The sequence below is a fragment of the Pseudomonas sp. P4_C1 genome (assembly GCF_056402155.1).
Genome location: NZ_JBFUHY010000053.1, coordinates 1 through 11,667, shown reverse-complemented (window position 1 = coordinate 11,667; position 11,667 = coordinate 1). Strand labels below are relative to the sequence as shown.

Genomic DNA, 11,667 nt, shown 5'->3' with positions numbered 1-11,667 from the left:
AAACCGCTTCTCCTGACGACCGCATAACGAGGAAAACCGGTGCTTCGTGGAGTTTATGCGATCACTACAAGCGCGGGCTAATCAATATCACAAAACCGCTCCTGCTGACGACTGTGCAAGGAGGGAAATTGCTACCACCGACACACTCTGCCCAATAAATTAAGCAGAGAGGAGAAAAAAGGTGGAGAGTCGATCTGTAAGCCGGGTTCTGTCTTGAACAGTCATTCGTCTACGATGGCCATCACTGGACATCTTTAGCAACCTACCCGGTCCCAGCGCGGGCCACGCCTTGGGACCCTATTTGGTCTTGCTCCAAGTGGGGTTTACCTAGCCACGAACTGTTGCCAGACGTGCGGTGCGCTCTTACCGCACCTTTTCACCCTTACCGGCGCCGAAGCGCTTAGGCGGTTATTTTCTGTGGCACTTTCCGTAGGCTCGCGCCTCCCAGGCGTTACCTGGCACTTCGCCCTATGGAGCCCGGACTTTCCTCCCCCCCCTAATTTTCATAGGGGGCAGCGACTGTCCGATCGACTCTCCGCCGCGAAGGTTACCGGCAGAGCGCCCGAAGAACAAGCACCAAGCGCCATAGAGCGCGCCTGTGCGTCGGGTTTTACTCGCCCTTCTGCTGATCCAGCGCGATCTGGTACAGCACATTCTTTCGCTCGCCGGTGATTTGCGCCGCCAAAGCCGCCGCACGCTTGAGCGGCATTTCTTCGAGCAACAGGTTGAGGATGCGCATCGCCTCGCTGCTGACGGCACCTTCTTCCTCGGGCGCGGACCAGCCCGCTACCAGCACCACGCACTCGCCGCGCTGCTGGTTGCTGTCCGACTCGACAAACTCACGCAGCTCAGCCAGTGGCAGGCCCTTGAGGGTTTCAAACGTCTTGGTCAACTCACGGGCAAGCAGCGCCGGACGCTCGGGACCGAACACCAGCTCCATGTCTTGCAGGCATTCAAGGATGCGATGCGGAGCCTCGTAGAAGATCAAGGTGCGGGGCTCTTCCTTTACCTGCTCGAGACGCGCCCGCCGCCCCACCGCCTTGGCCGGGAGGAAACCTTCGAAAATGAATCGGTCGGAAGGCAGACCCGCCGCCGACAACGCTGCAATCAACGCGCAGGCACCCGGAACCGGCACCACATTGATGCCTGCAGCCCGGGCCTGCCGCACCAGGTGATAACCCGGATCGGAAATCAGCGGCGTCCCGGCGTCGGAGATCAACGCCACGTTGTCACCGGCAAGCAGACGAGTGATAAAGCGGCTACCTTCATCCCGCTCGTTGTGCTCATGGCAGGCCGCCAATGGCGTCGCAATGCCGAAGTGTTGCATCAGGCGCTGGGAATGGCGGGTGTCTTCCGCGGCGATCAAGGCCACATCACGCAGAATCTTCAGCGCCCGCGCACTGATGTCATCCAGGTTGCCGATGGGCGTCGCCACCACAAAAAGCGAGCCAGCAGCGGAATTCAAAGCACCTGGAGCAGTCAAAGCGCACACCTCATGATCGGTAAAAGCCGCCATTGTAGCGCGTAGCGAGGCTCACGATACGCGCAAGCAAACACGGCATCGGCGACCGTTTGTGCGCTGGCGCAACATTTCCACCAGCTAAATTGATCGATTCACGCCAGTAACATCGCGCCCCGGCCAGTGCTTGGGTACAATTCCACGCTAATTTGATCGAGTATCAGGAACGCTTACATGATCGCTTGCCTGCGGCTGTTATCTGCCCTCTGCCTCGCTGCCTTGCTGGCGGCTTGCGCCAGCTCGCCCTCCTCCAGCCTTGGCGAACTTCCACGGACACCGGACGCCAGTATCGAGCAGTTGCTTGAGAAGGCCTCCCAAAGCAAATCACCGGAAGATGCCGCCCTTCTGCGCCTGAGCGCTGCCGACCTGGCCTTTCACCAGGGCAATGCCGGCCAGTCCGCGCAAATCCTGCAACAGGTTCCTATCGAGCAGCTCAAGCCGGGCCCACAGATTTTCGCCAACACCCTGGCGGCTGAACTGGCCATGACCCGCAATCAGCCCAAGGCCGCACTGGCCGCCTTGAGCCACCCAAGCCTGCAATACTTGAGCGAACTGCCCGTCGAACAACAGGTCCGCACCGGCACCGTTCACGCCCGCGCACTTGAAGCCGATGGCCAGACCCTCGCCGCCGCTCGCGAGCGCATTTTCATCGCCCCGATGCTCAAAGGTGAAGCCGCCAGCAAAAACCACGAAGCCATCTGGACCCTGATCGCTTCGCTGCCGACCGATCAGTTGCAGCCGAACACCACCGACGATCTCGGCGGCTGGATGGCCCTGGCGCTGGCCGTGAAATCCGCCGGCACCCTGGAGCAGCAACAAGCCGCCATCGACAACTGGCGCACGCGGAATCCGAAACACCCGGCAGCCATTCAATTGCCGCAGCCACTGACCCAACTCAAGGAACTGGCCAGCCAACCCCTGAGCAAGATCGCCCTGCTGCTGCCTCAGGACGGCCCGCTGGCCTCGGTTGGCAAAGCACTGCGCGACGGTTTCATGGCCGCTCACTACCAGGCACAACAGGCCGGGCAGAAACCACCCGCCATCGAGTTTTATGACAGTTCGCGCCTGACCTCCATGGACGAGTTCTACCGCAAGGCCCAGGCCGATGGCGTGCAACTGGTCGTCGGCCCGCTGGAGAAGCCGCTGGTCAAACAGCTGAGCACTCGCCCGCAATTGCCGATCACCACACTCGCGCTGAATTACAGCGAGGGCGATCAAGGCCCGGCGCAGTTGTTCCAGTTCGGTCTTGCCGCTGAAGACGAAGCTCGTGAAGTGTCGCGCCGCGCTCGCGCCGATGGCCTGCACCGTGCAGCCATCATGGTGCCGAAAGGTGAATGGGGCGACCGTGTGCTCAAGTCGTTCAGCCAGGATTGGCAGGCCAATGGCGGTACTATCGTTGCCACCGAACGTGTCGATCAACCGGTCCAGTTAGCCCAGCAGATTGCCGACATGTTCCAGCTGCGTCAGAGCGAAGGTCGCGCCAAGAGCCTGCAAAGCACTGTTGGCTCGCAAGTCGCTGCCCAGCCATCGCGCCGCCAGGACATCGAGTTCATTTTCCTGGCCGCAACACCACAACAGGCCCAGCAGATCAAACCGACCCTGAACTTCCAGTACGCAGGCGATGTGCCGGTCTACGCCACCTCTCACGTGTTCAGCGCCAGTGGCGACGTCAACCAGTACAACGACATGAATGGCATCCGCTTCTGCGAAACGCCATGGCTGCTGGAGGCCAACGATCCACTGCGCCGCCAGGTCACAGCCCAGTGGCCACAAGCCGCCGGCAGCCTGGGGCGTCTGTATGCAATGGGTGTGGACGCCTATCGCCTGGCACCGCGCCTGGGCCAACTCAAGTCTCTGCCAGACAGCCGCATCGACGGTGAGTCGGGCAGCCTTGGCATGTCTCAGAGCCAGCGGGTCGTGCGCCAGTTGCCATGGGCCCAGTTCGCCAATGGCCAGGTCCAGCGCCTGCCGGACACCGCTCGCTGATGCCTGACAGGTCACGCCAGCAAAGCGGCATGGATGCCGAGCGCCGTGCGCTCGAGCATCTTCAACAACAGGGTCTGCGCCTGCTGGCGCAGAACTGGTTGTGCAAACGCGGCGAGCTTGATCTGGTCATGCTAGATGGCGATACAGTAGTATTCGTTGAAGTCCGCTACAGAAAAAACACTCAATGGGGTGGCGCGCTCGACAGCATCGATGAGCGCAAACGGCAAAAGCTGATTTTCGCCGCGCAATATTTTCTTCAGCGCGAGTCGCGCTGGGCCAATTCCCCTTGCCGCTTCGACGTGATTGCCATCGACAGCAACCTCGATCAGTTGAACTGGCTGCAGAATGCCTTCGACGGCTGATCGCCGGCATTGCGAACCGGACACTATCACCGAACACTTTTGCTCTTTGCTTTGCGGGCTGCACATTCATGTGCCGAACAGCCGCGCCACTTAAGGTCACACAGATGGACATGCAATCCCGAATTCGCCAGCTTTTTCAGGCCAGTATCGACACCAAGCAACAGGCGATGGAAGTACTTGCACCGCACATCGAGCAAGCCAGCCAGGTCATGGTCAACGCCCTGCTCAACGAAGGAAAAATGCTTTCCTGTGGTAACGGCGGCTCTGCCGGCGACGCCCAGCACTTCTCGTCCGAGCTGCTCAATCGCTTTGAGCGCGAGCGCCCGAGCCTGCCGGCCATCGCCCTGACGACCGACAGTTCGACGATCACCTCGATCGCCAACGACTACAGCTACAACGAAATCTTCTCCAAGCAGATCCGCGCACTCGGCCAACCGGGCGATGTGTTGCTGGCTATCTCCACCAGCGGCAACTCGGCCAACATAATTCAAGCGATCCAGGCCGCACATGATCGCGAAATGATTGTCGTAGCATTGACGGGACGTGATGGCGGCGGCATGGCGTCGCTGCTGTTGCCCGAGGACGTCGAGATTCGCGTACCGGCAAACGTCACCGCTCGTATTCAAGAAGTCCACCTGCTGGCGATCCATTGCCTTTGCGACTTGATCGACAGCCAACTGTTCGGGAGTGAAGAATGACCCCTAATCGCCTTGGCCTACTGGCCTTGACCCTGTGCCTCGGCATCAGTGGCTGCACCTCGGTGGTGACTGCCAGCCGTGAAGCACCGATTGAAGATGACCGCGGCACCCGCACACTGGGCAGCAAGATCGACGACTCCCTGATCGACACCAAGGTTGGCGTGAACATCGCCAAGGCTGACCCGGCCCTGGATAAGGACTCGCACATCGTCGTCACCAGCTTCAACGGCGTCGTGCTGCTCGCCGGGCAAACGCCACGCGCAGACCTCAAGGCCAAGGCCGAACAGGCCGCTGCCGCGGTCCAGCGCGTGAAGCAGGTGCACAACGAACTGCAGATCCTGCCACCCTCCAGCTTCCTGGCCCGTCAGAACGACACCTGGTTGACCTCCAAAATCAAGGCCCAGATGCTCGCCGATGCCAACATCCCCGGTTCGCGCATCAAGATCGTCACTGAAAACGGCATCGTCTACATGCTGGGCCTGCTGACCAAGCAGGAAGCGGCGCAGGCGACCAACCTGGTGCAAGGTGTTTCCGGCGTGCAGAAGATTGTGAAGTTGTTTGAGTACATCGACTGAACCCCATCCTGCAGGAGCGAGCCTGTCGTTTGAAGGTGGTGAAGTAATAAAAAAGGCGATCCGMKMGGATCGCCTTTTTTATTACTTCACCACCTTCAAACTGGGTCGACCGCTTGGACGCGGCGGCTCACTGTCGGGTGGTGGAAGATCGTCATCCGGCTCGATCTCTTCGTCCTCGCCCATCGGCGATTCCAGATCAAACACCATGCCCTGACCATTCTCCCGGGCGTAGATACCCAGGATCGATGCAATAGGCACGTACAAGGTGTGCGGCACACCACCAAAGCGCCCCTCGAAACTGACCGCCTCGTTATCCATGTGCAAGTGGCGCACGGCCTGCGGCGATACGTTCAGGACGATTTGTCCGTCACTGGCAAACCCCTGAGGCACCTGTACCGACGGATACTCGGAATTGACCAGCATGTGCGGGGTGCAATCGTTGTCCACAATCCACTCATAGAGCGCGCGGACCAGATAAGGTCGACTGGAGTTCATAGCGGCTCCTTAAGCCTTAGCGCATATCGCGTTCGACACCAGACAGACTCGCCTGGAAAGCCTCACGCGCAAACTGGCGCTCCATATAATCAAGCAGCGGCTTGGCCGGCCGCGGCAGTTCTATACCCAGGATCGGCAATCGCCAGAGTATTGGCAGTAGGCAGCAGTCCACCAGACTTTGTTCCTCGCTGAGGAAAAACGGCTTGTCGGCGAACAGCGGCGAAACACCCGTCAGGCTTTCGCGCAACTCTTTACGAGCCACGGCACGGGCCGCTTCCTTGGTCCGCGAATCCAGAATCAGATCCACCAGACCACACCAATCTCGCTGAATGCGGTGCATCAGCAGGCGACTGTTGGCACGCGCCACGGGATAAACCGGCAGTAGCGGCGGGTGCGGGTAACGCTCATCCAGATATTCCATCACCACAGTCGACTCCCACAACGCCAGGTCGCGATCGACCAGGGTAGGCAAGCTGCCGTAAGGGTTCACCTCAATCAGTTTAGGTGGCTGACGTCCAGCTTCCACGTAAATGATCTCGGCGCTGACACCCTTCTCTGCCAGTACGATGCGCACTCGGTGGGAATAGTGGTCGGCGGGGTCGGAGTAACAGGCCAACCGATTGGTCACGCCCATGGCGATCCTCCTCGCTTGTAGAAATTATCGAACGCGGAAAAACGAGCGCGCCCAGAGGGCGCCTCCCGTAGCGACTGGATAACCAGGCTCGCTACATCTTCAGAGGCGCCCTTGGGCGCGCGCGATTAACAGCAATAGCTTGAAGCTTTATCAGTGCACGTCTTTCCAGTATTCGCGCTTGAGCAGGTAAGCGAAGACGAAGAAGAACGCCAGGTACAACAATACGTACGTACCGATGCGCTGATGTTGCAGCTTAACCGGGTTAGCCGAGTAAGCCAGGAAGGTTACCAGATTCTTGACCTTCTCATCGAACTGCTCTTCAGTCAGAGCACCGCTTTTCGGCACGATGGTCAGTTGATCGCACGCTTCATGAGTCAATGGCGTACCGGTCAGCGGATCAAATTGCTTTTTGCCGCCTTCGACGATCTGAACCTGTTTGCAACCAACCACCTGGCGACCTTGCAGGCCGGCCAGGACGTTTGGCATGCCCACGTTCGGGAAGACCTTGTTGTTCACACCCCATGGACGCGACGGATCTTCGTAGAACGACCTCAGGTAACCGTAGAGCCAGTCGGTACCGCGAACACGGGCAACCAGGGTCAGGTCCGGCGGCGCGGCGCCAAACCAGGCCTTGGCGTCTGCCGGCTGCATGCCGATACTCATGTGGTCGCCGATCTTGGCGCCAGTGAACATCAGCTTCTCCAGCATCAACTCATGGGGAATGCCCAGGTCGTCGGCAACTCGCTCATAGCGTTGGAACTTGGCACTGTGGCAACCCATGCAGTAGTTGGCGAACGTACGTGCGCCATCCTGCATGGCTGCTTTATCGGAAACGTCGATGTCGACTTTTTCAAGCTCCGGGCCACCGTGCTCAGCTGCGAAAGCGAACACTGGCAGCGCAGCAAGCATCAATACAGCAAATAGTTTTTTCATCAGCCAGTCACCCTTTCCGGAACCGGTTTGGTCTTCTCGAGCCGGGTGTAGAACGGCATCAGAATGAAGTAGGCGAAGTACAGGAAGGTACATACCTGCGACAGCAACGTACGCTCAGGGGTTGGAGCCAATACGCCCAGCACACCCAGGATCACGAACGCGATGCAGAACAACCAGAGCCAGATCTTGCTCAGCCAGCCTTTGTAGCGCATCGACTTGACCGGACTGCGGTCGAGCCATGGCAGGACGAACAGCACAGCAATGGCCGCACCCATGGCGATCACACCGAAGAGCTTGTCCGGAATCGCGCGCAAGATGGCGTAGAAAGGAGTGAAGTACCAGACCGGAGCGATGTGCTCTGGAGTCTTGAAGGCGTTCGCCACTTCAAAGTTCGGCTTTTCGAGGAAGTAGCCGCCCATTTCCGGGAAGAAGAAGACGATCGAGCAGAAGATGAACAGGAACACCACCACGCCGACGATATCTTTCACGGTGTAGTACGGGTGGAAGGCAATGCCGTCCAGCGGTATGCCATTTTCGTCCTTGTGCTTCTTGATGTCCACGCCGTCCGGGTTGTTCGAGCCGACTTCGTGCAACGCCAGGATGTGCAGCACCACCAGACCCAGGATAACGATCGGCAGGGCAACCACGTGCAAGGCGAAGAAGCGGTTCAGGGTAATACCGGAAATCAGGTAGTCCCCACGAATCCACTGGGTCAGGTCGTTGCCGATGACCGGGATCGCACCGAACAGCGAGATGATCACCTGGGCACCCCAGTAGGACATCTGGCCCCACGGCAGCAGGTAACCCATGAAGGCTTCAGCCATCAGCGCCAGGTAGATCAGCATGCCGAAGACCCACACCAATTCACGCGGCTTCTGGTACGAACCGTAGAGCAAGCCACGGAACATGTGCAGATAGACCACGATAAAGAACGCCGAAGCGCCGGTGGAGTGCAGCAGACGCAGGATCGAGCCGTACTCGACGTCACGCATGATGTATTCGACGGAAGCGAACGCTTCTTCCGCCGACGGGTTGTAGCTCATGGTCAGCCAGACACCGGTAACGATCTGGTTGACCAGAACGAGCAGCGCCAGGGAGCCAAAGAAATAAAAGAAGTTGAAGTTCTTCGGAGCGTAATACTTGCTGAGATGGTCTTCCCACATCTTGGTTGCGGGAAAGCGTGCATCAACCCAATCCATGAATTTGCTCATCACGCCTTCTCCGTATCGACGCCAATGATAATAATTTCATCGGTCTCATAGGAATGCGGGGGAACTGGCAGGTTCAAAGGCGCAGGTTGCGACTTGTAGACGCGACCAGCCAGATCGTAGTGGGAACCGTGGCAAGGGCAGAAATAGCCACCTACCCAGTCTTTACCCAGATCCGCAGGTGCCACTTCGGGACGGAAGGTCGGCGAGCAACCCAGGTGCGTGCAGATACCGATCAGCAGCAGAATCTCAGGCTTGATCGAACGGGTTTGCGGATCAACGTAAGTCGGTTGTGTCGAGTTCTTGGAGGTCGGGTCAACAAGCTGGCCCTCGATCTTCTTCAGATTCCCCAGGATTTCCGGCGTACGGCGGACGATGAACACCGGCTGGCCGCGCCACTCAGCAATCATCTGCTGGCCTGGCTCGACTTTGCTGACATTCACTTTCACCGGTGCACCTGCGGCTTTCGCCTTGGCACTGGGAAACCATGACCCCACGAACGGGACCGCAGCCCCCACCGCTCCTGCAGCACCCACCACGGATGTGGCTGCTACCAAGAAGCGACGCCGGCCTGCATTCACGCCGTCATTGCTCATTCAGTCCTCTCCCATCAGCTTTGTGGCCTGTTAAATCAGGCGTCTACTAAGTAAATCTATGTACTTATAAAAATTTTGCCGAATGGTAATGAAAAGCCCCAATTCTGACAAGGTAATTACCGGAGCCCATCACCCCCAAGCCTTGTAGTATAGGGCGTCTGCGGATGTGGCAAGTTGTCACAGCGCAATTCTTTGATAAATCGCAGACACAAAAAAACGCCCAGCTCCGTGAGGAAACTGGGCGTTCTTTTTTGAACGTGAAAGCGAATTAACGCTTCGAGTACTGCGGACGCTTACGCGCTTTACGCAGACCGACTTTCTTACGTTCAACTTCACGAGCATCGCGGGTTACGAAGCCGGCTTTACGCAGGGCGCTGCGCAGAGTCTCGTCGTAGTCCATCAGAGCGCGAGTGATGCCGTGGCGGATTGCGCCAGCCTGACCACTTACACCACCGCCGATCACGGTGACGTAGATGTCGAACTTCTCGACAGTCTCAGTCAATTCCAGCGGCTGACGAACTACCATGCGGGCAGTTTCGCGGCCGAAGAAATTATCCAGCGAACGGTTGTTGATGGAGATGTTACCAGTACCCGGACGCAGGAAAACGCGTGCGGTTGCGGTCTTGCGACGGCCAGTGCCGTAATTTTGAGTCGCCGACATAATGTACTATTCCGTTAAAACTTCAGTTCTTGGGGCTGCTGAGCAGTATGTGGGTGTGCAGCGCCCGCATAGACTTTCAGCTTACGGTACATGTCGCGACCCAGCGGGTTCTTAGGCAGCATGCCTTTGACCGCGGTCTCGATCACGCGCTCAGGGGCCTTGGCGATCAGCTTTTCAAAGTTGATCGACTTGATGCCGCCCGGGAAACCGGAGTGGGAGTAGTACATTTTGTCAGTGGTTTTAGCACCGGTAACACGGATCTGCTCAGCGTTGATTACGACGATGTAGTCGCCGGTGTCAACGTGAGGAGTGTACTCAGGTTTGTGCTTGCCACGCAGACGGCTCGCGATTTCGGTGGCCAGACGACCCAGGGTCTGACCAGCAGCGTCGACGACAAACCAGTCGCGCTTTACTGTTTCCGGTTTAGCAGTAAAAGTTTTCATTCTTTATAGCCTCAGGGGCCGCCCTGTAAATTAGACGGCGGATCTTACTGAATAGTGCGTACTTTGACAAGTCAAAGGCAGCCGGATACAGACGCTTTCGGGGGCTCGGGTCGGCGCGTCCGTTCAACGGCAAGATTCTTCGGCGGCGGCGCATCACTTCCACTGCAGAAAGAGGTGCGCAATTATGCAGATTGCGAAAAATAATTCAACCTGCTTTTATGATTGTTTTGCCCAAGGAGCACCCGATGGACTATCGCCAGCTAGGCCGAACCAATCTGAACGTGAGTGCCCTCTGCCTCGGAACCATGACCTGGGGCGAACAAAACAGCGAGGCAGACGCCTTCGCCCAGATTGAAGGGGCCAAGCGTGCCGGGATCAACTTCATCGACACCGCCGAGATGTACCCGGTGCCCCCCAAGGCCGAAACCTATGCCACCACCGAACGCTACATCGGCAATTACTTCAAAAGCCGCGGCGACCGCACCGACTGGATCCTCGCCAGCAAGATCGCCGGCCCCGGCAACACCATCGACTACATCCGCGATAAAAACCTGCGCCACAACCGCCAGCACATCACCGAAGCGGTGGACGCCAGCCTCCAGCGCCTGCAGACCGATTACATCGACCTCTACCAACTGCACTGGCCGGAACGCAGCACCAACTTTTTCGGACAACTGGGCTACAAGCACAAGATCGAAGCCAACCTGACCCCGCTGGAGGACACCCTCGAAGCACTGGACGAGCAGGTCCGCGCTGGCAAGATCCGCCACATCGGCCTGTCCAACGAGACGCCGTGGGGCACCATGCGCTTCCTGGCCCTGGCCGAAGCCCGTGGCTGGCCACGCGCGGTGTCGATCCAGAATCCGTACAACCTGCTCAATCGCAGCTTCGAAGTCGGCCTGGCGGAAATCGCCATCCGCGAGCAATGCGGCCTGCTCGCCTATTCGCCGCTGGCGTTCGGCTTCCTGTCAGGCAAGTACGAAGGTGGCGCCCGCCCGCCAAAAGGTCGCCTGAGCCTCTACAGCCGCTTCAGCCGCTATTTCAACCCGCAGTCGGAAGCAGCCTGCAGTCGTTACGTGGCGCTGGCTCGCGAGCACGGCCTGGACCCGGCGCAAATGGCCCTGGCGTTCGTGACGCAACAGCCGTTCGTGACCAGCAACATCATTGGCGCGACGACGATGGAGCAACTGGAGAGCAACATCGCCAGTTTCGACCTGAAGCTGTCGGAGGAAGTACTGGAAGGGATCGAGGCGATTCACAAGGATCATCCGAATCCGGCGCCATAACCCCCACTTGTAGGAGCGAGCTTGAACTGGTCAACTAATTTTGGACACCAGTTACGGTTTTCATGCCGCCAGTTTTTCCATAGCTACCGGTGAACGATAGCCGTTGTAGCTATGGAGCCTGACGTTGTTGTAACGCATCACGTAGCGTTGCACGTCTATGCGGGCTTCATGCTCAGAGTTGTAGCCATCTTCTGGCACCCACTCTGATTTAAGGCTCCCAAAGAAACGCTCCATCGGGGCGTTATCCCAGCACTCACCTTTGCGACTCATG

Annotated in this window: 14 protein-coding genes and 1 other RNA gene; 5 read left to right on the top strand and 10 right to left on the bottom strand. The window is 58.4% G+C overall.

The annotated features are described in order from the left end of the window. Window positions 1-181: 181 nt before the first annotated feature. Window positions 182-535, bottom strand: an RNA gene (gene rnpB / locus AC1DU9_RS21780) — RNase P RNA component class A. Window positions 536-610: 75 nt separating this feature from the next. Continuing rightward, the gene (gene rsmI / locus AC1DU9_RS21775) at window positions 611-1,516 is read right to left on the bottom strand and encodes a 16S rRNA (cytidine(1402)-2'-O)-methyltransferase (RefSeq protein WP_223461206.1); all 906 of its coding nucleotides are present in this window, start codon (window positions 1,514-1,516) and stop codon (window positions 611-613) included. Window positions 1,517-1,693: 177 nt separating this feature from the next. Between rsmI and AC1DU9_RS21770 the strand changes: the two genes are divergently transcribed. The 4 genes from AC1DU9_RS21770 (at window position 1,694) to AC1DU9_RS21755 (ending at window position 5,140) form a co-directional block, all read left to right on the top strand. Further along, window positions 1,694-3,505 carry a penicillin-binding protein activator gene (locus tag AC1DU9_RS21770; protein ID WP_223461204.1) on the top strand — a complete coding sequence of 604 codons (1,812 nt, stop codon included), beginning with the start codon at window positions 1,694-1,696 and terminating at the stop codon, window positions 3,503-3,505. Beyond that, the gene (locus AC1DU9_RS21765) at window positions 3,505-3,867 is read left to right on the top strand and encodes a YraN family protein (protein ID WP_223461202.1); all 363 of its coding nucleotides are present in this window, start codon (window positions 3,505-3,507) and stop codon (window positions 3,865-3,867) included. The genes AC1DU9_RS21770 and AC1DU9_RS21765 overlap by 1 nt, the downstream gene beginning before the upstream one ends. Window positions 3,868-3,971: 104 nt before the next feature. Next, complete coding sequence (locus tag AC1DU9_RS21760; RefSeq protein WP_007972584.1) at window positions 3,972-4,565, top strand: phosphoheptose isomerase; 594 nt, start codon at window positions 3,972-3,974, stop codon at window positions 4,563-4,565. Next, window positions 4,562-5,140, top strand: a complete 579-nt coding sequence (locus AC1DU9_RS21755; RefSeq protein WP_108214909.1) for a BON domain-containing protein — start codon at window positions 4,562-4,564, stop codon at window positions 5,138-5,140. The genes AC1DU9_RS21760 and AC1DU9_RS21755 overlap by 4 nt, the downstream gene beginning before the upstream one ends. Window positions 5,141-5,221: 81 nt before the next feature. On the opposite strand, the gene AC1DU9_RS21750 is transcribed toward AC1DU9_RS21755, so the two are convergent. From AC1DU9_RS21750 to rplM, 7 genes are all read right to left on the bottom strand, one after another. Then, a complete protein-coding gene (locus AC1DU9_RS21750; RefSeq protein ID WP_085715923.1) occupies window positions 5,222-5,635 on the bottom strand; it encodes a ClpXP protease specificity-enhancing factor in 414 nt (137 codons plus the stop codon). 16 nt (window positions 5,636-5,651) lie between these two features. Beyond that, entirely contained in the window at window positions 5,652-6,269 is a 618-nt protein-coding gene (locus AC1DU9_RS21745) for a glutathione S-transferase N-terminal domain-containing protein (protein ID WP_007989864.1), read from the bottom strand. A gap of 150 nt (window positions 6,270-6,419) precedes the next feature. After that, the gene (locus AC1DU9_RS21740; RefSeq protein WP_223461200.1) at window positions 6,420-7,202 is read right to left on the bottom strand and encodes a cytochrome c1; all 783 of its coding nucleotides are present in this window, start codon (window positions 7,200-7,202) and stop codon (window positions 6,420-6,422) included. Next, window positions 7,202-8,413 carry a cytochrome b gene (locus tag AC1DU9_RS21735; protein ID WP_223461198.1) on the bottom strand — a complete coding sequence of 404 codons (1,212 nt, stop codon included), beginning with the start codon at window positions 8,411-8,413 and terminating at the stop codon, window positions 7,202-7,204. The genes AC1DU9_RS21740 and AC1DU9_RS21735 overlap by 1 nt, the downstream gene beginning before the upstream one ends. Then, window positions 8,413-9,006 carry a ubiquinol-cytochrome c reductase iron-sulfur subunit gene (gene petA / locus AC1DU9_RS21730; protein WP_223461196.1) on the bottom strand — a complete coding sequence of 198 codons (594 nt, stop codon included), beginning with the start codon at window positions 9,004-9,006 and terminating at the stop codon, window positions 8,413-8,415. The genes AC1DU9_RS21735 and petA overlap by 1 nt, the downstream gene beginning before the upstream one ends. A 268-nt stretch (window positions 9,007-9,274) precedes the next feature. Next, window positions 9,275-9,667, bottom strand: a complete 393-nt coding sequence (gene rpsI, locus AC1DU9_RS21725; protein WP_003228056.1) for a 30S ribosomal protein S9 — start codon at window positions 9,665-9,667, stop codon at window positions 9,275-9,277. A gap of 14 nt (window positions 9,668-9,681) precedes the next feature. Further along, window positions 9,682-10,110 carry a 50S ribosomal protein L13 gene (rplM, locus tag AC1DU9_RS21720; RefSeq protein ID WP_007917032.1) on the bottom strand — a complete coding sequence of 143 codons (429 nt, stop codon included), beginning with the start codon at window positions 10,108-10,110 and terminating at the stop codon, window positions 9,682-9,684. Between the two features lie 245 nt (window positions 10,111-10,355). On the opposite strand from rplM, the gene AC1DU9_RS21715 reads away from it, so the two are divergent. Beyond that, the gene (locus AC1DU9_RS21715; RefSeq protein WP_223461194.1) at window positions 10,356-11,396 is read left to right on the top strand and encodes an NADP(H)-dependent aldo-keto reductase; all 1,041 of its coding nucleotides are present in this window, start codon (window positions 10,356-10,358) and stop codon (window positions 11,394-11,396) included. Window positions 11,397-11,456: 60 nt separating this feature from the next. On the opposite strand, the gene AC1DU9_RS21710 is transcribed toward AC1DU9_RS21715, so the two are convergent. Continuing rightward, window positions 11,457-11,667 (bottom strand): integrase core domain-containing protein (locus tag AC1DU9_RS21710; RefSeq protein WP_477810200.1); only part of this gene is annotated, 211 nt, incomplete at its 5' end.